At 46.1% G+C, this 22,353-nt stretch carries 22 protein-coding genes; 2 read left to right on the top strand and 20 right to left on the bottom strand.

Going from position 1 to position 22,353, the window contains the following annotated elements; all coding sequences use genetic code 11:
- Positions 1-145 precede the first annotated feature (145 nt).
- Positions 146-802: an oligogalacturonate-specific porin KdgM family protein gene (locus tag OCV52_RS03895; protein WP_019824160.1), complete on the top strand. Its 657-nt coding sequence runs from the start codon at positions 146-148 to the stop codon at positions 800-802.
- A gap of 242 nt (positions 803-1,044) precedes the next feature.
- Here the strand turns inward: OCV52_RS03895 and OCV52_RS03900 are convergent, their stop codons facing one another.
- Positions 1,045-1,485 (bottom strand): DUF411 domain-containing protein, encoded by a 441-nt coding sequence (locus tag OCV52_RS03900; protein WP_137408639.1) that lies wholly within the window; start codon positions 1,483-1,485, stop codon positions 1,045-1,047.
- The gene (locus tag OCV52_RS03905) at positions 1,475-4,288 is read right to left on the bottom strand and encodes a heavy metal translocating P-type ATPase (RefSeq protein WP_137408638.1); all 2,814 of its coding nucleotides are present in this window, start codon (positions 4,286-4,288) and stop codon (positions 1,475-1,477) included. Before OCV52_RS03905 ends, OCV52_RS03900 begins: the two co-directional genes overlap by 11 nt.
- A 300-nt stretch (positions 4,289-4,588) precedes the next feature.
- Here OCV52_RS03905 and gltX point away from each other — a divergent pair, with 300 nt between their 5' ends.
- The gene (gltX, locus tag OCV52_RS03910; RefSeq protein ID WP_008218185.1) at positions 4,589-6,016 is read left to right on the top strand and encodes a glutamate--tRNA ligase; all 1,428 of its coding nucleotides are present in this window, start codon (positions 4,589-4,591) and stop codon (positions 6,014-6,016) included.
- A gap of 131 nt (positions 6,017-6,147) precedes the next feature.
- Here the strand turns inward: gltX and OCV52_RS03915 are convergent, their stop codons facing one another.
- The 18 genes from OCV52_RS03915 to OCV52_RS04000 all read right to left on the bottom strand — a co-directional run bounded on the left by OCV52_RS03915 (position 6,148) and on the right by OCV52_RS04000 (position 22,285).
- Entirely contained in the window at positions 6,148-6,612 is a 465-nt protein-coding gene (locus tag OCV52_RS03915) for an Sbal_3080 family lipoprotein (RefSeq protein WP_137408637.1), read from the bottom strand.
- An 8-nt stretch (positions 6,613-6,620) separates the two neighbouring features.
- Entirely contained in the window at positions 6,621-7,844 is a 1,224-nt protein-coding gene (locus OCV52_RS03920) for a beta-ketoacyl-ACP synthase (protein ID WP_102424522.1), read from the bottom strand.
- Positions 7,841-8,566: a 3-ketoacyl-ACP reductase FabG2 gene (locus OCV52_RS03925; RefSeq protein ID WP_019824153.1), complete on the bottom strand. Its 726-nt coding sequence runs from the start codon at positions 8,564-8,566 to the stop codon at positions 7,841-7,843. Before OCV52_RS03925 ends, OCV52_RS03920 begins: the two co-directional genes overlap by 4 nt.
- On the bottom strand, positions 8,563-9,027 hold the full coding sequence (locus tag OCV52_RS03930; RefSeq protein ID WP_004739763.1) for a hotdog family protein: 465 nt from the start codon (positions 9,025-9,027) through the stop codon (positions 8,563-8,565). Before OCV52_RS03930 ends, OCV52_RS03925 begins: the two co-directional genes overlap by 4 nt.
- Positions 9,020-10,219: a beta-ketoacyl-[acyl-carrier-protein] synthase family protein gene (locus OCV52_RS03935; protein ID WP_137408636.1), complete on the bottom strand. Its 1,200-nt coding sequence runs from the start codon at positions 10,217-10,219 to the stop codon at positions 9,020-9,022. Before OCV52_RS03935 ends, OCV52_RS03930 begins: the two co-directional genes overlap by 8 nt.
- Positions 10,220-10,224: 5 nt before the next feature.
- Entirely contained in the window at positions 10,225-10,848 is a 624-nt protein-coding gene (locus OCV52_RS03940; protein WP_137408635.1) for a DUF3261 domain-containing protein, read from the bottom strand.
- Positions 10,845-13,217, bottom strand: coding sequence for an MMPL family transporter (locus tag OCV52_RS03945; protein ID WP_137408634.1), 2,373 nt, complete (start codon positions 13,215-13,217; stop codon positions 10,845-10,847). The genes OCV52_RS03940 and OCV52_RS03945 overlap by 4 nt, the downstream gene beginning before the upstream one ends.
- Positions 13,189-13,869: a LolA family protein gene (locus OCV52_RS03950; protein ID WP_137408633.1), complete on the bottom strand. Its 681-nt coding sequence runs from the start codon at positions 13,867-13,869 to the stop codon at positions 13,189-13,191. Before OCV52_RS03950 ends, OCV52_RS03945 begins: the two co-directional genes overlap by 29 nt.
- On the bottom strand, positions 13,856-14,359 hold the full coding sequence (locus tag OCV52_RS03955) for an acyl-CoA thioesterase (protein WP_137408632.1): 504 nt from the start codon (positions 14,357-14,359) through the stop codon (positions 13,856-13,858). The genes OCV52_RS03950 and OCV52_RS03955 overlap by 14 nt, the downstream gene beginning before the upstream one ends.
- Positions 14,360-14,414: 55 nt before the next feature.
- Positions 14,415-15,962, bottom strand: coding sequence for an HAL/PAL/TAL family ammonia-lyase (locus tag OCV52_RS03960; RefSeq protein WP_137408631.1), 1,548 nt, complete (start codon positions 15,960-15,962; stop codon positions 14,415-14,417).
- On the bottom strand, positions 15,940-17,739 hold the full coding sequence (locus OCV52_RS03965; RefSeq protein WP_137408630.1) for a glycosyltransferase family 2 protein: 1,800 nt from the start codon (positions 17,737-17,739) through the stop codon (positions 15,940-15,942). Before OCV52_RS03965 ends, OCV52_RS03960 begins: the two co-directional genes overlap by 23 nt.
- Entirely contained in the window at positions 17,732-18,094 is a 363-nt protein-coding gene (locus OCV52_RS03970) for an ApeI family dehydratase (RefSeq protein ID WP_004739748.1), read from the bottom strand. The genes OCV52_RS03965 and OCV52_RS03970 overlap by 8 nt, the downstream gene beginning before the upstream one ends.
- A gap of 88 nt (positions 18,095-18,182) precedes the next feature.
- Positions 18,183-19,571 carry an AMP-binding protein gene (locus OCV52_RS03975; protein ID WP_137408629.1) on the bottom strand — a complete coding sequence of 463 codons (1,389 nt, stop codon included), beginning with the start codon at positions 19,569-19,571 and terminating at the stop codon, positions 18,183-18,185.
- A gap of 6 nt (positions 19,572-19,577) precedes the next feature.
- Positions 19,578-20,135 carry a COG4648 family protein gene (locus OCV52_RS03980; protein WP_137408628.1) on the bottom strand — a complete coding sequence of 186 codons (558 nt, stop codon included), beginning with the start codon at positions 20,133-20,135 and terminating at the stop codon, positions 19,578-19,580.
- Entirely contained in the window at positions 20,135-20,392 is a 258-nt protein-coding gene (locus tag OCV52_RS03985) for an acyl carrier protein (protein WP_137408627.1), read from the bottom strand. The genes OCV52_RS03980 and OCV52_RS03985 overlap by 1 nt, the downstream gene beginning before the upstream one ends.
- Positions 20,393-20,402: 10 nt before the next feature.
- Entirely contained in the window at positions 20,403-20,663 is a 261-nt protein-coding gene (locus OCV52_RS03990) for a phosphopantetheine-binding protein (RefSeq protein ID WP_004739743.1), read from the bottom strand.
- A gap of 105 nt (positions 20,664-20,768) precedes the next feature.
- Positions 20,769-21,539: a lysophospholipid acyltransferase family protein gene (locus tag OCV52_RS03995; RefSeq protein ID WP_137408626.1), complete on the bottom strand. Its 771-nt coding sequence runs from the start codon at positions 21,537-21,539 to the stop codon at positions 20,769-20,771.
- On the bottom strand, positions 21,539-22,285 hold the full coding sequence (locus OCV52_RS04000) for a beta-ketoacyl synthase chain length factor (protein WP_137408625.1): 747 nt from the start codon (positions 22,283-22,285) through the stop codon (positions 21,539-21,541). Before OCV52_RS04000 ends, OCV52_RS03995 begins: the two co-directional genes overlap by 1 nt.
- Positions 22,286-22,353 lie beyond the last annotated feature (68 nt).

Here is a 22,353-nt window from a genome sequence, read left to right on the forward strand (position 1 = left end):
CTCTGTTGCCCCTTTTATTTTGAAACGCAAATTAATTCGAGCAACATAGATTTCATGCCAGGGAGGCGACCAATTACTCAAGCGGTGAAGGTGAATGATATACCGAAGATATGCCGCTGAAAAAATCAAACTAAGGCAGTTTACTATGAAAAAAATTATCGCTCTAAGTGCTCTTTCTCTTGCTTTCGCTTCTAGTGCTTTTGCTGGTTCTTCTTACGTTACAGGTAACGTTCAATTTCATTCTGATTTCCAACCAAACGCTACGTCTACTCTAGAAGCTGGACACACGTTTGACTCTGGTACAACGCTACTAACAGAGTTCGATGGTATCTCTCTTGGTAAGTACGACAATGACGCAATCCAAGATAGCGGCCTAGGTAACTCTCCATACATCACTTTAGGTGTTGAGCAGATGTATAACATCAATGACAACCTATGGGTTGCAGCTGGTTACCACCACCTACTAAATAACGGCGAAACGGTTCAGTATCGTCCATTAGTTAAGATCGGCTACAACTTCGATAACGGTATCTCTATTAGTAACCGTACTCGTTACCACGCAATGGAAGACAGCAAAGCTGATGACCAAACTCGTTTTGACAACCGTATCGGTTACGCAGTAAATGCTGAACTAGCGCTTAGCTACAACAACGTATACGTAATCAGCGACGCTGATAACACAATGGACCACGAGCTTCGTGCTACATGGACTCGTCAAGGTGTTCAACCTTACTTTGAGTACCGTAACCAAGCTGACAATGCTAACAACGCATTCGTATTCGGTGCTTCTTACGGCTTCTAAGCTGATTCGCTTAGCTGCTTAGTCGATTAGATTATTAGCTGAGTGAACTTCTTTGTTAAATAGCTTGCTAGCTAATTAGCGAGGGGAATATAGCGGTACTAACAGCCCGGTTGGTACCGCGACAAGATTTGCTTTACTGTCCAAAAGCAAAGAGCCTAGTAAGCAAACCACAGTCTTGGGTTTGCTTGATACTAGGCTCTATTTTTATGCTTTAAATTTTCTACCTTAGGTGAATTGGTACTCTAGTTACCTTTATAGTGACGGTACTCAAACACCTGACCCTTATCATTAAACGCGTACACAGAGTACTCGTCTTTCTTATCGCCATATTCCATACCCGGTGAGCCCATTGGCATACCCGGAACCGCCAAACCAATCGCATTGCGTGGTGGGTTTTCTAAAAAGGCTTTCACGTCTTCTGCTGGGATGTGACCTTCAAATACATAACCATCAATCTCTGCCGTGTGGCAAGATGCCAGCTCAGGGGTGACCCCTAACTTTTGCTTGATTGGGTTCATATCATCGTGGAGTTTCTCTGTTACATCGAACCTGGAATCACGCATATGCTCCGTCCATTCTGTGCAGCAGCCGCAGTATGGAGATTTATGGTTTAGAACATCAGTAGCTAAAGCCTGTCCTGAAATTGCAGCGACTGCAGTAAGAGTCATAACTTTACGAATCATGGTTAACCTCATGAATATGGTTTTTATTGATATTAGAATGGGTGGGCTTGAACAATCTCAGCCTGTTGGCATTGCTTACCACAGTAATTGACGACATCGCCATAGCAGCTCCTGCAATTACTGGGCTAAGCAGAAATCCAAAAAACGGGTAGAGCACACCGGCAGCAATAGGGATGCCAAGCGAGTTGTAGATGAAGGCCCCAAACAGGTTTTGCTTCATGTTTCTTACGGTCGCTTGAGATAGCTCGATCGCGTTGCTTACAGACAGTGGCGACGAGTTGAGGAGTGTCATTTGTGCACTTTCAATCGCAACATCACTGCCACTGCCCATTGCGATACCTATATCGGCTTGAGCCAGTGCTGGTGCGTCGTTTATACCGTCTCCAACCATTGCTACATTCTTATATTGTTGTTGAAGTTCAACAATATGTTGCGCCTTCTGCTCTGGAAGTACCTCAGAGATAACCTCATCGATACCGACGCTTTTGCCAATCGCTTGAGCAACCGAGTCGTTGTCGCCAGTGAGTAGCACTGTGTGAATTCCGGCGGATTTTAGTTGAGCAATAGCTTGTTTGCTATCTATTTTTAATGCGTCTGAAATGCCTAATATGCCTTCCAGTTTTTGGTCGATGACGACGAAGATTGGCGTCCATGCTTGTGCGCGGCAAAGCTCAATAAAGTCATTACCTATTTGAGTATCAATACCGAGTTGGGTTAGGTATTTCAGAGAGCCGACTTGAACGTGTTTTCCGTTGATATTGGCTTGTACGCCAAGGCCTCGGCGGTTTTCAAAGTCGCTGTGTGAGAGTGCTGAAACTTCTAAGTTTTCGGCATACTGGCAAACGGCTTTGGCAAGCGGGTGTTCTGAACCAACTTCAACCGAATAGGCGTAAGTCAGCAGTTCTTGTTCTGATAGGTTGTGGTAAAACGCTTGCTGCACGCTTGGTTTACCTTGGGTTAGGGTACCCGTCTTATCAAATACCACAGCATCGATTTTGCTCGCTGACTGCAACACATCGGCATCTTTGATCAGAACGCCAAACTCAGCAGCTTTTCCGACACCGACAGTAATAGAAAGCGGAGTGGCAAGGCCTAGAGCACACGGACAAGCGATGATCAGCACAGTCGTTGATACGACAAGCATGTAGCTTGCACTTGGTTGCGGACCAATAAAGAACCAAACTAGGGCGGCAACGGCTGCGATCGCGACGACAACAGGAACGAAAATAGCAGAGATAGAGTCTGCAAGCTTGGCAATTGCAGGTTTACTGCTTTGTGCTTGGCGAACCATCTGGATGATGCGAGCCAACATAGTGCTCGAGCCAATTCCTGTCGCTTCAATAATTAAGCTGCCATCACCATTAATGGTACCTGCAGAGACACTATCATTAACTGATTTTACGTTGGGAAGCGGCTCACCAGTTAGCATGGATTCATCGATGTAAGACTCACCTGATACCACAACACCATCAACCGGCACTTTCTCACCCGGTTTGACGCGTATCTGCATACCCACTTGGATAGCCTCTACAGCAATAAGCTGCTCTTTGCCATCGACGATAACCATCGCTTTTTGAGGCTGTAAATTAATCAGTGCCTGTAGCGATTTTGTAGTGCGAGCTTTGGCTTTGGCTTCGATATAGTGACCTAAAGAAATAAGGCCAATGATCATCGCGCTTGCCTCAAAATAGACATGGTGAGAGGCTTCGGGGAACCATGATGGAATGAGCACAACCAACATTGAGTAGAACCATGCTGCGCCTGTACCCAAAGCTACTAGCGTGTCCATGGTCGCGCGTTTATGCATCAAGGATTGCCACGCGTTAGTGAAGAAGTTCCGCCCAGAGGTGGCTAGTAGCACTAGGCAGATTACACCAATGAATCCCCAAGCCAGTTGATCATTTTGTGTTGCGATGGTCATGCTGCCACCAAAGACGCCCCATGCCATTAATGGTCCGCCAAGCAGTAGCGCACTCACTGAGTTTTTCAGGAAGGCCTGTTGAGTGCGAAGTTGTTGCTCTTGCTGTTTTTGTTGTTGTGTTGCCGCATCATCAACAAACTCGGCGCCATACCCTGCGGCTTTCACCGATTGGATGAGCTTGTTTTCTATCAGGTCGCGTGTCTGAGATGTGAAAACCAAGGCTGTTTGCTCGGCAAGGTTGATCTGAGCTTGATCGACGAATTTGTTGTTTTTCAGTGCTTTTTCGACTGAAGAAACGCAACTCGCGCAGGTCATCCCCTCAAGAACAAGATGATAAGTATATTGACTTGCAACGGGTTCAGTTGGCGTTGTAACTGTGGAGGCTGGTTTTTTATCTTCTTCTAAATCTGAACGTGATGACTGGTGATTAGATTCAGAGTAGGGAGCGGCGTGATAACCGACACTTTCGACCAGCTCAATAACCTCAGATTCAGAAAGCAGAGTAACCAGTGATAATTCCTGTTTGCTGACTTCTAGGTTTGAGGCTTGCTCAGTTTGTTCAAGCGTTTTAGTCAGTTTGCTCACACACTTGCCGCAGCTCAGACCGGATAGCGAAAGGTGCAGCTGATTACCCATAGAATAGCCAAGCGTTGCTAACTGTTCGTTGAGCTGAATGTAACCAAATGGAGTCGAAATATCGATGTAGGTCGGCGATATGTCATTAATCATCGTGCTGTCGAGATCGCTAAACAGTGTGCGAACTTTCTTCGCGCAACCCATGCAATTTAGGCCGTTGAGCGCCGTTGTGTAGTGGTTCATATCGATACTCCAATTCTCATCTACGCCTAACATAAACCTTCCCGTAAGGGTAAGGTCAAACATAAATTCAAGAATTTGATCTTGGTGGAGTGCTAGCTGGTGGTTTCAGTTTGGAATGGAAGAGGGAAATTAAGAATGTGCGGCTATAATCTACTGGCTAAGACTATCTATTTAGAACTTTAAGGGCGTAATTGGCCTTTCAATAACGGCTTTCGTACAACAACAGCGCATTAATCATTCACTACTGATTGTAGATTTAAGCGGTGGTGATAAAATAGTGCCCAAAATTTAGTGATGTTTGACTATTGCAGGCCTTGTAATAGGCTCCACTAAAAGAATCACCTACATAATCAAGGTATTTAAATGACGGTTAAAACTCGTTTTGCTCCTAGCCCAACTGGCTATCTTCACGTTGGTGGTGCACGTACTGCACTTTACTCTTGGCTATTCGCTAAAAACCAAGGCGGTGAATTCGTTCTACGTATCGAAGACACAGACCTTGAGCGTAACTCTCAAGAAGCGGTTGATGCAATTCTAGAAGGCATGCAATGGATGGGTATGGAATGGGACGAAGGTCCTTACTACCAATCTAAGCGTTTTGACCGTTACAACGAAATGGTTGATAAGCTTCTAGCTGAAGACAAAGCATACAAATGCTACGCGTCTAAAGAACTGCTTGATGAAATTCGTGCAGAGCAAGAAGCAAACAAAGAGATGGCTCGTTACGATGCGAACCACCCTAAAATTATTGCCGCTAACGAAGCAGCACAAGAAGGCGATGCGTGCGTTATCCGTTTCCGCAACCCTAAAGAAGGCAGTGTAGTATTTGATGACCAAATCCGTGGTCGCATCGAAATTTCTAACAGCCAACTTGATGACCTAATCATTCGTCGTACAGATGGTGCTCCCACTTACAACTTCGTAGTTGTAGTGGATGACTGGGACATGGGTATTACACACGTTGTTCGTGGTGAAGACCACATCAACAACACACCTCGTCAAATCAACATCTACGAAGCACTAGGCGCGCCAGTTCCAACTTTCGCTCACTGTGCAATGATCCTAGGTGATGACGGTGCGAAACTGTCTAAGCGTCACGGTGCTGTATCAGTAATGCAATACCGCGACGAAGGTTACCTACCTAACGCACTAAACAACTACCTAGTACGTTTAGGTTGGTCTCACGGTGACCAAGAGATCTTCTCTCAAGAAGAGATGATTGAGTTCTTCAGCCTGAACGCAATCAGCAAGTCTGCATCTGCATTCAATACTGAAAAGCTACTTTGGTTGAACAACCACTACATCAAAACTTCTGAGCCTGAGTACGTTGCAAAATACCTGCAATGGCACCTAGACGCGCAGAAGATCGATACAACAAACGGCCCTGCTATCACTGAAGTGATCAAGCTAGTTGGCGAGCGTTGTAACACGCTTATCGAACTTGCTGAGCAGTCTCGTTACTTCTACGAAGATTTCTCTGAGTTTGAAGCGGGCGCAGCGAAGAAGCACCTACGTGGTGTAGCTAAAGGTCCACTAGAGCTTGCTCTTGCTAAGGTTGAAGCTCTTGAAGAGTTCACGACAGCAAACATCAAAGATGGTGTGATTGCTGCAGTATGTGAAGAGTTAGAGATCGGCATGGGTAAAATCGGTATGCCACTTCGCGTAGCAGTAACAGGTGGCGGTCAGTCTCCTTCTGTTGATGCAGTTATGGAGCTTGTTGGTAAAGAGCGCGTAATCGCTCGCATCAAGATGGCTCTTGAGTTCATCGCAGAGCGTGAAGCTAACGCTTAATTGAGCAGTTGTTAGATTCAAAAAAGGGTCAGTAACTTGGTTACTGACCCTTTTTATTTGTCTCAAAATTTATTGTCTAAACGACTTCGTTTATTGTCTAAACAACTCGTTTTATTGTTTAAATAGCTTCGCTATAGCTGGTCGTCGGCAATCATTTGGGTTGCTTGCGCGGCTGATTTCTTATCGAACAATATATCCATCATCGCTTTGATACGTTCCATATCGTCACCAAACTTCGAAAAGTTGCCGCTATTCGGCGCCTTAAACTCTACGTTACCAACGCGCTGTTGATCTTGATAAGCTGAGATCTTTGCGTCTGCCACAAAGGTTCTCAAATCCCAGCTCCAACGAGATACGTAATCTAGCGTGACTTCTTCAGGCTTGTGTTCAGAGCCGTCTGCGACAACCTTACATTTAACTTGATTGTTCAAACACCAATCGAGCATCGAATCAAGAAACACAGTGCGCGTCTTGGTGTCTTCTACGATGGTGATGTTTTTAATGCTGTTCGCTTCTGGCAGTGCGTTTCCTGAATATTTAGGAGCACTACAACCTGCGAGTAAAGTGACAGCAGCAACGGCTAACCAGTTTTTCATTACGTATCCTAGATTTTCTTGAAGATGATTGAAGTGTTGATGCCGCCAAAGGCAAAGTTGTTGCTCATCAGATATTCAACATCCAATTCGCGACCCGAGCCCGTGATGTAATCGAGCTTGCCGCATTGTTCATCGACATTCTCTAGGTTTAGGGTTGGGCTGAACCAACCGCTGTGCATCATCTCAAGGCTGAGCCACGCTTCAATCGCACCACATGCGCCAAGCGTATGGCCAAAGTAACTCTTAAGAGAACTAATAGGCACTTCGCCAAAGATATTCGCTGTCGCGTTACTTTCGGCGATGTCACCTTTTTCAGTTGCAGTGCCATGCGCCGAGACATAGCCAATCTTTTCAGCTGGAAGTTGTGCGTCTCTCAATGCTTTTTCCATACAGATTTGCATGGTTTCCATTTGAGGTTGGGTCACGTGGGCGGCATCGCAGTTGCTAGCGAAACCAATGATTTCGGCATAAATTTTTGCGCCGCGAGCAACCGCATGTTCGTACTCTTCAAGTATCAGAGTACCTGCTCCTTCACCAATCACTAAGCCATCACGCTCGCTGTCGTATGGGCTAGGGGATTTCTTGGGTGTGTCGTTTTTTAAACTGGTAGCGAAAAGGGTATCGAAAACGGCAGACTCAGTTGGGCATAGCTCTTCACCACCACCGGCGACCATGACGGTTTGGTAACCATGCTTGATCGCTTCATAGGCGTAGCCAATGGCTTGGCTTCCTGAAGTACATGCGCTGCTGGTGGGAATCACGCGACCACGCAGACCAAAGAACAGGCCTACGTTTACCGCTGCTGTGTGCGGCATCATTTGAACGTAAGTGGTTGCTGTGATTGCTCGTGTCGACTTCTCATTCAGCATCACACCAAACGCACCAACCGCATCAGTACTGCCGGTTGAAGAGCCGTAAGCGATACCCGTTTCACCATTGGTTAATACATCGTGACCAATTAAGCCGGCTTGCTCCAATGCATTCTCAGTAGCAACCGTTGCTAGGCGTGATACACGCCCCATGCCACGTACTTGTTTACGCTTATAGTGTTTAGGCAGTTGGAAGTCATCAATAGGCGCTGCAAGCTTAGTGTTGAGACCGTCATATTGCTCGAAGCTTGGCATATATTGAGTCGCATTTTCACAGGCTTTTAGCTTTGGCTCTATCTGTAGCCAGTCGTTACCAAAAGCAGTAACACCAGACATGCCAGTTACAACAACGCGGCGGGTCATACTAAGCCTCCATTTACTGAAATCACTTGGCGAGTTACGTAGCCTGCAATATCAGACATTAGGTAGCTGACTAGACCAGCCACTTCTTCCGGCTCACCCATACGGCGCAGTGGTACTTGAGGAAGTGCATGATCTTTCACGTGCTCGTCAACCATACCTGTGTCAATTAAGCCAGGAGCGACACAGTTTACCGTGATCTTGCGTTTTGCGAGTTCTAGAGCAAGAGATTTAGTCGCGCCAATCACACCCGCTTTTGCCGCTGCATAGTTCGTTTGACCACGGTTACCCATAATGCCTGATACAGACGCTAGCGTGACGATACGGCCACCTTTACGCTTTTGCACCATAGGCATGACACAAGGGTGAAGTACGTTGTAGAAGCTGTCTAGGTTGGTATGGATCACGCCGTCCCACTCTTCTTCTGTCATCGCTGGGAATGCAGTGTCGCGAGTAATGCCTGCATTGTTTACTACGCCGTAGTAAGCGCCATGTTCAGCAATATCAGACTCTAGCTTTTCACGACATTCGCTGCGGTTGCTGATATCAAATTGGATAAGACGTCCAGCGCCACCTTGCTCGGTGATCGATTGTAGAGTCTCCTCAGCGCCTTGTTTGTCACCCATGTAATGAACGGCGATTTCAAATCCGTCTTTCGCGAGTTGAATAGCGATCGCTTTACCAATGCCTTTGCTGGCACCAGTGACTAAAACCTGACGGGTCATGATGGGCTCCTAGTTTTCATTTCTTGTAATTTTTGTTCGGTTGGTACGTAAACATTGAGTTGGCATTGAGCTACCAACTCGCCTTGGTCTTCGACTCTTGCGGTAAATACGGCCATACCACTGTCTTCCATAAGCTGCTCGGCATAGATATCAAGGGTCTGACCTTGAGTAAACTCATCACACAGTGATTTATAGCGACGAGAGCCAAGCAGGAAACCAATAGGGGGAGTGGTGCCGTTTTTTAGCGCGTGATATCCAGACCACGCCGCTACAGACTGCGCCATAAACTCGATGCCAACATAAGCTGGGACCGTTTGAGATTCGGCATTAAAGAACAGATTATGGTCACCAATATCGACCTGACAGTGGATCGACAACGCCTCTACGCTGATAGCACGATCGATTAATATCATCGGATCATCGTGAGGGAGAAGTTGGTCTACAGAAGGGATATCAGTCATTTACTACACCAAAAATCAGGCTAATGTTGTTACCACCAAAAGCAAACGAGTTGCTTAAGATATTCTTTACTTTAAGTTTCTGGGAACAGTTTACCAAATCAACCTCAATATCTTCAGCTTTATCCTGACATTTTTGTAAGGGAAGCGGTAAGTCATATTTCAAAATATGCCAAGCAATTGCAGCCTCAATCGCACTTGCTGCGCCTAGAGTATGCCCGGTCAACGGCTTGGTAGAACTTACGGGAACCTTGTTTGCAAAAATACGATGGATGGCTTTGCTTTCCATCGAGTCATTGAGTGGCGTTGCTGTACCATGCGCATTGATGTAACCGATGTCTTCTGCGGTTAACTGTGCAGAATATAAAGCTTTTTTCATCGCTTGTTCAGCTCCATTTCCTTCAGGATGAGGCGCTGAAATGTGGTGTGCATCAGAGCTATCACCACAGCCTAATAAGGCAATTTGAGGTGTGTTTTGAGTAGAATGAACACGCTTGATCTTGGTTTTACTGAGCAACATAAATGCGGCTGCTTCACCAATATTGATGCCATCTCGAGATGCGCTAAATGGCTTACAATGTTTAGTTGAAAGGGCTTCAAGACCATGGAAACCATTGAGTGTCAGCTTACATAAGGTATCCACACCACCTACTAATACGGCATCAGCCATGCCTGAACCTAACAAGCGCTGGGCGGTCAGAAACACGCGGCCGCTGGATGAGCAAGCCGTAGAGATGACGTAGTTTGGCCCCGTCAACGCGCAGTATTGGCTAACGAACTCAGAAGTGTCCCCAAGCTCTTGTTTTGAGTAATGGTAATCTTCTGGAAACTCACCGTTTGTCAGTTTTTGTTTGAAGGCCGCTTCACCATCGGAGATACCAGAGGTACTGGTGCCTATAACAACAGCAATGCGGTCTGCGCCAAATTGTGCCTTGGCAAGTTCAATAGAATCTTTGATTTGGTTGAGAGCTGATAACGCCAGTTGGTTGTTGCGAGTGGCATACTTCACGAGAGTGGACGGAACCTCTGGTAGCGCACCTGCGATTTTGCCAACGACAGTGTGTTTGCCGTCGTTCAGCATATCACTGACTTCAATCATGTTCGGTTCACGTTCGCCTTTTAAGCACCCATGAATGTCAGTAATACTGGAGCCTAGCGCTGAGTGGAAACCACAGTCTTGGATATAAATAGGCATAGTGTTTAGCTCTTACTTGGGGTATCGACAATCGTTGAATTCAACGTTTGTATAGTAATGGTGTAGCCTTGGGTCAAATGTTTAAAAACAATGTTGCCTGCCGTTTTGTGTGTATTCGGTTTGGCTTGGTAATCAATTCGGATGATTGCCTTCTTGTCGTCATCAAACACAGTGCGGCTGTTATCTGTATCGACTAAATGCCAGCCTATACCTTGTAGTGGTTGGGCCCATGCTTCTGCAGGCCACAAGGTGAGCATCAAATTAAACAGTACCTGTTCGGGCTGCGGTAGGGTAGCACCGAGGCCAGATAGCACTTGTGTTTCAATGGCTTGGTTTTGATACTGCAGCGATAATATGCGTGTACCCCAAGAAGAAAAGCCGGCTAAAACGACCTTATCGGGTGTAACTTCAACTTGAACTGGTAACTGCTGGGTATCTTCTTGCCAGCTTGCGCTAATCAACTGACTTGCTGTTAATGAGTACCCAAGTTCTTCGGGTAGGGGCAAGGCGAGTTCTCTGTCTTGATTGATAGTGACGCTCGCACCTGTCGGTTGTTGAGAAACCAGTGAACAGGCATTGAGTAGGAAGCTAAATACGACAGCGAGCGCTATCTTGATTGTCTTGTTCATCTAAATGCCTCACGAGGTTTGTTCTTTTCTGTGGCTTGCTCATTGTTGATGGCGAGCGGGGAAAGCAGCCACGCCACAAAAATTCCGGTTAACACGGTAATCCCGAAGCTATGAATGGCATGAGTCTGACTCAGTGACAGTAAGCCGAATGACAGCAGTGTCGTGAGGCCAGATAAAGTGATTGCTAATAGGGTGCTCAGCGACTTCTTCTGCTCCGCAAAGAACAGGGTGTAGTCGATACCGATCCCTAAAATCAGAATCAAACCAAGCAGATTAAATAGGTTTAATGTTGAGCCTAAAACGCCAGTCACCGCTAACCCCGCGACACCTGCAATTAGAGATGGTAGAAGCATTAATAGGCTTTGTTTCACGCCATATCGCCAACCTAGCACCATGCCAATAGCAGCGAAGGCAATCAATAACAGCTCGGTAATTTTGACGCGGTACTCAGCAAAAAGAGAGGAGATTTCATCTGCTTTATTGAGGTATTTCACACCTTGCTGCTGAGCAAAGTCGGACTCTAACCATTGTGAGAACAGCTCAGTGTTAGTGACGTCTTTGATCATGATAACTGACGCTGCTTGGTTATTGATTGGTTTTAACCAAAGCGGGCGAATAGGTTCTGATACAGGCGACGGTAGAAACTCATCGAGCGTGATCGGACTGTATTTAGGAAGCTCTGGGAAGCTCGGCCAGCCAAGCGTAGTTTGTAGTGTGGCGCTTTGACTATCATAAAGCTGCTTAACCAGCTGATAGTTATGGTGTTGTTCTTGCTCACTTGGCAGGTGTTGATTGACGCTGCGATAGCCTGAGATAGCTTGCTGAGCGACTAAGTTATCAAGATTAGAACTGATCAATGCTAACTTATTGAGCAGCGCTTGGTTGCTTTCGGCAGTAACTAGCAGCATGTTCTGAGCACTACCTAAACCAGATATCTCAGAGATAGCTTGCTCTTGTTGTTTTAGCTCGTCAGGCATTGCTTGAAGCTGCCTGATATCGTCGTCGTAGCGAACCTGAGTGATTGACGCCAAACTTAAGACGGTCACTATCAATGGCAAGCCGATTCTAAACCTAGGATGGCTCCACAAGTTTAACCATGTGTGCCAAAGGCCAGCCAAAGGAAGCGCTCGTTCTTGGCTCGGTTTAGAGGCCAACACGGGGTACCAACACACCACGCTTGCGTAGGCGGCGATAAGTCCGATGGACGAGAATAGTGCAAGTTGTTGTAGACCAGGGAAAGGCGCAACCAGCAGCCCTAAGTATCCGATTAAGCTAGTGATTAAACCTAGGGTGATGGCAACTAAGATGTGCTTTAGCCCTTTGTCACTCTGCCATTGGCTTCCTGCGGCCAAACGGTCAGTAAGGTAATGAAACGAGTAATCGATGGATACGCCAATCAAGCTCGCGCCAAACACCAAGCTGAATAGGTGGACCTTGCCAAAGATAGCGACGGTGCTCGCCAATGCGACCAATAACCCCGTGCTAATTGAGAGTAAAGACAAGGCAAGTGGGAGTGCGCTACGAAACGTTAACCACACCAATAAAATTACGCCCGCTAATGACCCTAAACCAATAGTGCTGATTTCAGATTTCGCACTTTGGGTGCCGTAATTTGCGTAGAAAACCACGCCAGTGTGCTGAACTTTAACGTCAAATTGCTTCTCAATGTCTCGCTCTAAAGTATCTAGCGCGGGTAGTTGTTCTTGAATCGTCAGGCTATAAGGAGAGCCCGCCAGCGTTGCGGTAACGAGGATATGTGATTGCTCTTGAGATTGAGCGGTGAGATAGCCATCTTTAAGTCCAAAGTTACTCGAGCGGGTGCCAACCTCGCTTATATAGTCTCGAAATAACAGGAATGGGTCTAAGGTTAGCTCGGTCGCTGTTACGCCTGAAAAAGGGTTGTACAAGGATTGAATCACATACTGAGCTCGTGACTCAGGTGCGTGCGTCAGAGTCTTTTTTTGTTGCTCTGTTAGTAGCTGAGCTCGATGACGGAAGTAGAAGTCACTCCATTGGCTTTGCGTACTTGAGTTGATTTTACCTTGTACATGCTTGAAGAGTACTGAGCCACCAGAAAACGTGCCATGATTGAGTGCTTTTTCAAAGGCTTTAGTTGCCGCAATAGTGTTCTTGATGTCTGCTCCACTCAAGATAAACACCACTTGCTCACTCATAGAGTTGGAAATCTGCTGGAAAGCTTGTTCAACCATAGGATCTTGTTGATTTTCAGGCAGCAATTTCATTATGTTGCTTTCGATCGGCACTGAAGAAGAAAAAGCGAACTGTTTAATCAACAGTCCGCTAAAAAGCGCCGCAATTACTAGCCAGACAAGGGCGAGCTTAGAGTTGAAATTGTTGCGCTTCGGCATCTGACAATACTTCCGGTTGATGGCTTAGCTGGCTAAATTCGATCACCGTGCTATCTCCGCGAATCTCCTTTAACTCAATACGCTCAATATCACTGTTACCTTGCAGTCTGATAGCCTCAAATATTGCATTCATTGGTGCGCTTTTGGGCTTAAGAGTCAGTGTCCAAGATCCTGTGTTTTGGTCTGAGCTTTGCGCAGTTGCAGGCTGGAATGACAGTGAGAATTGGTCTTGAAGTTTTTGTGTATCACCGTGGAACACAGATAGGAAAATATGGCTGAAATAAAACGCCATTGGGTTTTCTTTATCAGTGATGATCTTTGCGGGCTGGTCGGCAAACCTTTGGCTCAACTTGTTGTCGGTGAGCACTAAGTTCACCGGAAACGGTGTGGTTTGTGTCCAGAGTAGGCCATTTGATTTGTCTAATAGGAATGTACCTTGCGACGTCAGAGGTTGGGCGAACATCTCCATATTGCGCGTTTGAGTGAACTCGCCACGAACAATGCTATTTTCGCTGAGTACCGTCTGCAGCTCTGAGATAGAACCGACAGCAGCAGCGCTCTCTTCAGCGCTTACAAGGCCACTCGTCATTATCGCTGTAAGCCCAAGTAGCACAATATTGATGTGTTTGCGGCTGCGTTTAAACAGATTCATGATTCACCTGCGGTGGGCTAGAGGCCTGAGGTTGCTGTTCAGCTGTGAGAGGTAAGCAGCCAAACTGGTGCCAGTGTTCTACTTTTTCAGTAAACACTTTCGGTGAAGCAAAGCACATTTCTTGCTCTTCAATGGTTACCGCAACCTGCATAGTGTGTGCTCGAGTCATGCGAGCACCGGTTAGGGCATCATGAATTTCATAATCGACGCGCAGGCGGTTTTCCCACTCGGTGAGCTTCGCCGTTACTTTAATTTTGTGATTAAACGGTATCGCCTTAATGTATTTTACGCGGGTATCGATGATAGGCCACATGTAGCCTGAATCCTTCATCTCATGGTAGTTGTACTCAATCTTGTCCATCATGATGCGTCGTACTTCTTCGAAAAATCGGAAGTAGTTGCCGTGATAGATCACGCCCATTGGGTCGGCATCTTGGAATGAGGTGACAAGTGTCACCTCAGATTGTAATGGATGAAGGCTTTCAGACATAAATCGCTCTCAACAATATTGCGTAAAGGGTTGGCTACTTTATAAGGTCATAACTCTATGAGTAAAGTGACCAATGCTGATTTTGAATACGAGTAATAAAGTGGCGTAGATCGCCTTCAAGCGGGCGGTCCTCGACTATAAACTCAAACTCTTTCAGTACTTCGTCGCGAATGTGCTTGAGGTTTTCACTCATATGGTGCTCATCAAGCTCATTGTGGCGTTTACGTAGTTCAAGCGCTTGCGTACCGGCTAGAAGTGACGCTGCTGCCACTTGCTCTGTCAGTTCAAGAACGCGTAAACAGTCACGAGCTGCGATGGTGCCCATGCTCACTTTGTCTTGATTGTGACACTCAGTTGAGCGAGAGAACACACTTGCAGGCATGGTGTGTTTCAATGCTTCTGCTGTCCAAGCTGACACGCCGATTTGTACTGCTTTAAAGCCGTGGTTGATTGGCTTACGTTCGCCTTCAGCACCCGTTAGATTGAATGGCAGACCGTTGTTGAACTTGTAATCCATCAGCTGCGCCATTTGGCGATCAAGCAGGTCAGCAAGGTTGGCTACGGCAGTTTTTAGCGTATCCATTGCCATTGCGATATGACCACCATAGAAGTGTCCACCGTGCAGTACGCGTTCGTTATCACCATCGATAATTGGGTTGTCGTTTGCACTGTTTAACTCGTTCTCGATAATCTGGCGAAGCCAAGGTAGGGAGTCTTGAACCACACCGATAACATGTGGCGCGCAGCGCAGAGAGTAACGATCTTGTAGGCGGTCACTGTTACGTGGCGGGCGATCTGCTTGCAGATCATCACGCAGCCATGCCGCAACTTGTTGTTGACCCGGATGGGGTTTTACTGCGAACAAGGCTTCATCGAAGTGGAAGTCATTGCCATGCATACCGACCGATACCATAGCGGTGATCTTAGTTGATAGCTGAGCTAGGTATTCCGCACGCTTGTAAGCGATACACGCTAATGCCGTCATGACAGACGTACCATTCATTAACGCTAAGCCTTCTTTTGGCTTAAGCTTGATAGGGCTAATGCCTAGCTCTTTGTAGACGTCACTGGTTGGGCGCACTTCACCTTTGTAGATGACATCACGCTCACCAATCAACGCGGCTGCTAAGTAAGACAGAGGTGTTAAGTCGCCACTGGCACCCACCGAGCCTTCTTGAGGAATACGTGGTGAGATGTTTTGGTTGATTAGGGTAACGATCTGGTTAAGCAGATCATGAGTCACGCCAGATACGCCTTGTGACAGCGAACAAAGACGAGTTGCAAGTACCGCACGTGCTTGCTCGTGAGACAGTATTTCACCCAAGCCACAACCGTGGAAGCGTGTTAGGTGAAGAGGCAGTTCATCGACAAGGCTTGGCGGAATCGCAACCGTACAAGAGTCACCGTAACCTGTTGTTACGCCGTAAATCACACCTTCTTCTTTAAGTAGGCGCTCTAGGAATGCTACACCGCGGTCGATTTTTGAAGTGAACTCGTCACTGGTGTTCATCGAGGCTTTTGCGCCCTGTGAGATAGCGACAACATCCTCAATTGTGAGGCGTTCGGCACCAAAGGTGATGCTATTTGGATTCTTTTTCGTCATGGTGCTTGCTCAATGTCCAAAAATTAAAAAAGTTATACCACTGAAGTGGTGCTTTCAGTGTGTAGTGCTGAAGTCGGTCTGCGTATTGTTGAACGACTTGCTTTAAAGATTGTTCGCGTGTTTTTCTGGGTAGCTCGATTCTGTCGCTAAAATGCTCGAAATAGACATTAAAATGCGGTTTTGCTTGTGAATCGTCACGTAACCCAAATAGCAAAAATACGGGTGCTTTGAGTACAGAGGCTAACATAAATGGCCCTTGAGGGAACGGCGCTTCCTTACCCAAGAACTCTGCCCATACCGAGCGGCTCTCTTTGCTGGTGGAAGTTCTATCCCCGACAATAACGATCCACTCACCTTGCTCTAACTTCTGCTGTAAAAGGATCGCCGTATCAGGCCCCATTGAAGTCACTTGAATTAGGTTTAGATCTGACTGCGGATTAACCGCTTTCATTACTGAATTAAAACGCTCTGCGTGTTCTGTAAAAACCAGCGCATTGATTTTGATGTTTGAGTGTCTGCGACCTAAAGCGCGACATAATTCAATGTTGCCTAGGTGTGAGCCTAAAATCAGCACACCTTGCTTATTTGCCACCATGTTTTCGAATTGGTCTTGGCCTTGGATGGTGAGGTTCTCTACTGAGAAATCGCCTTTCCATGCAGCAAGCTTGTCGAGCATGGTATGCCCAAACGAAAGCAGATGGTTGTAGCTGGTTAGTTCGCCGGGTAACTCAATATTTTGCTGTTCCGCATAGGCCTTCAACTGAAACAAGTATTGCTCAGAAGCGTTTCGCGCGCGCTTGCCCGTTAAGTGGTAGTAACGCATCACACCACGTAGAATGAGGTTGAACACACCGCGACCTAACAAGGTATAAATGGCTAATAACAGTTTGATACCTAAAACGGTGCCGCGTTCCTGGGTGCGAGACCAGTGCGGTTGCTCTGAAGTTTGCTGTTCTGAATCCGTCGATGAAGCTTGGTAACTTTCAGCAGAATCGGATTTGAAATGGCGAGCAATCAGCTTTGGTGCTCTTGGCAACATGCCGAAGAACAGGCGCGTATGCATCCAACTGATTTTGATGTTATCCCACAATGCATCGAAATGAGAGATGCCGTTTTCAGGATAGATGACTCGAGTTTCAACGAAGTCTATGTCGCAGCCTTCCCAATACAGGCGAACTAGAATTTCGATATCGAAGTCCATTCTAGAGCCAATATCGTATTTGCTAAGTACCGCTTGTGTTTGGTTGATAGGGTACGCTCTAAAGCCGCACATGCTGTCTTTAATTGATAAAGAAAGGGTTTCTATCCATACCCAAATGTGTGTCGCGTAGCGCCCGTACAGTCTCGCCTTGGGCACACTCTCGTCGTAGACAGGCTGGCCTGATATCAGACGTTGTGGCTTAGCTTGTGAGGCCTCAATTAATGTTGGTAAGGCTTCAAGGTCGTGTTGTCCGTCAGCATCAATTTGAATGGCGTGGCTAAAGCCGAGTTCGTGTGCTTTTTTGATACCGGCCTTTACTGCACCGCCTTTGCCTTGGTTCTGCTCAAGTGTCACCAAGGTTACGTGTGAGTGCTCTGCTAGGGGAGTGAGAAATTGTTTTGTAGCGAGCTCACTACCATCGTCAACGATGATGATCGGCAACTCAAAATGATGGAGTGATGACACCACCTCAGGCATGGTTGCGCCATGGTTAAAGCACGGGATAAGGAAGCAAGCCTTGTAGTTGCTTTCCTTTTTGGGGTGTTGAGAAGTAGCCTCGACGGGAGTGCTATTCACTTTTCTCTCCCAGCTTCATTTTGCCTGATGAATGGGTTTGCTCACCGTTATTTGAGGTGTAGCTGAAGCTCAACTTGCTTTTATCAGCATCCCATTTGAGTGATAGTTGGATTGTGGCGTCAGGCAAGATAGGCTCTTGGAACTTAATGACTTCCATGCCTTTAAAGAAACCAGGAACGCCTAACTCTTGGACTGCGTAGTGAAGTGCCCAATCAATTTGCGTGACGCCCGGTAGAATAGGGAAGCTCTTGAAGTGCCCCTTAAAATCGGTGATATCTCCGCTAACATTAAGTGTCAGGGTCGATTCATTTTCTACAGTGTCTACCGCAATGACGGTTGGTTTTCTTTTATCCATAGGGCGTGCTTAGAATCCTTGGGCAAATATTGGTTCTTTGACAAAAATATAAAAAGATAATCTCAGTGTAAAATACGATCAGCGGTTACTATGATTTTATTAGCTGTTCTATGTGAGACGTTAATCGCTTACCTTGGCTGTTGAGGGGAATCTCATCAACAATACGATATTTTCTTGGGATAGCGATTGGCTCCAACCACTTTCTGAGTTCTGTACGCAGCATCAACCAGAATTTACCTTTACTCATGGTCGATAAAGTGGCTTGGCCTTGATCTGATAATACCAAAACCGAGGCTAGGATGAGGCGCTCTGGTTCTTCAAATGGAATCACCACACACTCGCTTATCCAAGGCAGTTGCTCAAGACGCTTTTCTACTTCAACCAGTGATACTCGTTTCTCTTCAATCTTGATCACCCGGTCCGTTCGACCTTTCAATATGAATTGACTATCTGAGACCATTTCGCACTCGTCGGCGGTTTGATACCAGTTGTTTTTATCGATATATGGCGACAATAACTTAATGCAGTTCTCACTGTTGAGACTAGCCTCAATACAATCAAAAAGTTGCCAAGGCGTTTGAGCGCTCTCTTGCTGACGAAATGCTATGCCGCCAGTCTCTGTGCTGCCAAATACCTCTATTGGTAAATGTCCTAGTAAATCACGCGACTGATGAGCAGACTCGGTAGGCAGTGGACCACCCGAAGAGAAGACTCCTGCAAGTTGTACCTGGTTGGTCTCATGCTTTAATCGCTTCAGTAGTGCAGGGCTGCTGATCAGCACACAGTTTTTATTGGCATGAGATAGAATTTGTTCAGGGTATTCTAGGTTGTTACGAGCAAACGGAATACCAGAGCAGAGTGGCCACAAGACTCTAAATAGTAAACCATAGATATGTTGATGCGAAACCGTGCTTTGAACTTGATTGCCTTTGAGCAGCTTGCCCCAGTTTTTGTGTAGCTGTGCGGTCTCAATATCCAGCAGCTCTAGCGTTTTATTTATCGCTTTTGGTGTACCGCTTGAACCTGAAGTGAACAGGGTCAAATGGGTGGCTGCCAAATCAATGGCCGGAAGACCATCGGACTGAGGTTTTTCTACTTCAGTGCTTGAGTCCAATAAGGTTTGGATATTGCGAACGTCACTCACCTCAACTTCGCCAATCGAGTCATCAACTAGCAGGCAATCAAACTGTTCACCTAACTCAGCAAGTGCACAAGGTTGGTAGTTACCCGGTAAGATGATGTGTTTGTTCGCTGCTGCACACGCTAAAAATGCTATCGAAAATAGGTAGCTATCTTGGGTACAAATCGCAACTCGTTGAAAAGGGGATGAAGATAAAAGGTGCACGAGTTGAGATAAGTCGTCGTTAAAGGTTTGCCACGTAATCTCACTATTGTCTTCAAAGCAGACAATAGATTCAGGGACTCTGTTCTGGCTGAGAAGTTCAGACAACGAGGTGTAAGATACGGTTTGGGTCATAACAATTTAACTCTGACGAATGCGCTGTCTTACTACCCACTCCCCTGCAAAGAGCACCCCTGCAAACAGATAGCTGAGTAAGCCATTGTATAGGGTCCATACTTCTAGCGGCTGGAAGCAGGTGTAAAAAGCAATAGAGCCATTGATAACAAAGAACAAGCACCAAACTTTGGTGACTTTTCTGGTGTAATCAATGCCACTTTGTGGAAGCTCTGGCTCTTGAAGGCGAGCAAGACGTTCGATGATCGTTTGTGGTTGCCATAGGCTTGAAGCAAATACAGCCAGCATACAAACATTAACGATAACGGGATAATAGGTTAGCCAGCCATGCTGCTTAAAGGTTAAACCTAATGTCAGCAGAACAATACCAGCACTTCCACTGATCCAAGCTAGGTGTTTTAGCTCTTTGATTTTTGCCTGGTCGCCGGTAAAAATGCGAACAGCAAAGATAACGGCCAACACGATACCCACGGTTTGCAGGCCAAACTTGTTGAGTCCAAAGTAAACCGCTATTGGATATGTGAAAAGTATGATTGCCGACAGCAAAGTCAGCAGAGGACGCATTATGCGTCCTTCAATAGTTCAACCACAGACTCTACAACGTCATTAACGGTGCGTACTGCTTTGAACTCTTCAGGCTTGATCTTCTTACCTGTTACGTTCTGTAGATGAACGACCAAATCAACCGCGTCAATGCTGTCTAGGTCTAGATCAAGATAAAGATGAGCTTTCGGCGTGATATCTTCAGCATCAAGCTCGAACAGCTCAATCAGCGCATCTTTAACCTGGTTGTATACTTCTTGTTGGTTAGCTTGTGTCATAAAGATCTGTCTAGTTGTTCGTTTGAGATGAGATGTAATTCGCTAGGTTTGCAACCGATGCAAAATGCTCGCGAGTGTTTGAATCATCAGCATCAATTACGATGTTGTACTTCTTCTTGATAGCAAGGCCAAGTTCTAGTGCATCAATAGAATCTAGTCCTAGTCCATCACCAAACAGTGGAGCTTCCGTTTCAATCTCATCAATGCTCATGTCTTCAAGATTTAATGCGTCGATGATCAGTTGTTTCAGTTCGTTGTGTAATGTTTCCACTTTGGCCTACTTAATGCTTTGTCTAAATGCTGCTTTAAGGGGGCGATTCTACATTATATGAGGTATTTTCGAAATGCCGATATCGCCTGTTATGTTATTGATACGCTAAATGTTTTCTTCGGAAGGGAAAATTGTTTGTGCAAGATGATGATTAAGGCGTCTTGCGGCCGAAGTTAAATTATTTGAGCCTTCAATAAATGGTGCGACTTCTATTTTACCTTTCACCGCGACATGAAAAAAGGGCTTCGTCACAGGAACTTGATACCATTTTTTCTCTTTCGTTAAGAATGTCGGAGAAACCGTAATATGAATCACCCGTAAATCAGTTTGTGTTCGGGTGGCAATTTGTGCCGCACCACGCTGTAAGGATGTTTCAATTCCGGGCGTTGTGCGAGTGCCTTCCGGAAAAACAAGTAGCACATTCCCGCGCGAAAAGCGCTCTTCACAGCGTTCTAAAAGATCGTCGGGAGCCTGATTGGGTATGTAGCCCGCGGCTTTGACGATCCTTTTCATAAATGGGTTTTCCCAAATGGCGGCTTTAACGAGGCAATCACATTGAGGAAGTTGCGATGCGATCAATACATAGTCAATCAAACTTGGGTGATTGGCAACGATGATACAGTTGCGATCTTCTCGCAGTAGTTCCGCACCATCAATTCGATAATCTATTGCGCCTGTGAATTTCATGATCTGGCAGAAGGCATTGAATGAGAAGCGAATCAATCGTTGAGCTCTGAGCTCACGCTGAATGGTGTTAGGAGTGATGAGCGCGATAGATGGCAAGATCAAGAAGCTGAGAATTAGGCCTCCCAAGCCGAAGATGGTAAAGCAGAGGCCTGTCGCGAATACTCGCCAATATTGGTCGACCTTGCTCATTATAGTTCTCCGGCTTTCGCGTTGTTTGTCCAAGTCCAATCTTGATGCTTACCTGTTATGGTCCAGCTCTGTGAACCTAGAAGGATGTTTTGTAGCGCCTGCAAGCCTTGTGGTAAAGGAGTGGCTGAGCTTTCGTTAGCTACAGCTCTTGATACTGAGTAATCACTTCCTGAGGTGAGCACTAACCCTAGCGCATAGTCGGTATAACTTTGAGCTTCGAACTCTTGATAGAGCTCTGGCAAAGGCTGGTCGAAATCGATAACTAACACACGATGTGATGGATATTGATTCAGGTAAAGATAGGCTTCAATCAAAGCGTTGTGGAAAGTATCTTGGCCGGCCGCGATAGAGGTCAGAGGGATTGGTGCTTTCGCTGCGATGGTAGTTAACCCTGCAGCTGTATTATGCACGGACTGTGAAAACGCCATTGGCGAGGCATCATCACCTTCCAATATCGACTGGATCAAGGTTGCGGTTCGGTGCAGTTCACCATGTCGACTGGCAAAAACCAGGTAATCAATCGAGTTGTCTTTTAAGAGTGTCAATGCAGTTTGAACGGCCAATTTACTTTGTAGGCTCATTCGGCGGCGCATCATCGGTGGGATCGCTTTAAATTCAGTTGAGCCATCTTGCGGCCAATCTAAATTAGTGCTCCAGGCTTGCCATTCGGCATCAGAATTGAGACCAGCCGAGTTTGCAGACCATTTCTCAATATTAAACGACATTAATTGGGATTGATTTGACATAGAGTATTGATTTGCTTTGGGTCTAACTAAATACTATGCGTGCTTATAAATAAACACAGGTAAGGAAT

The sequence above is a fragment of the Vibrio chagasii genome (assembly GCF_024347355.1).
In the GTDB taxonomy this organism is placed as follows: Bacteria; Pseudomonadota; Gammaproteobacteria; order Enterobacterales; family Vibrionaceae; genus Vibrio; species Vibrio chagasii.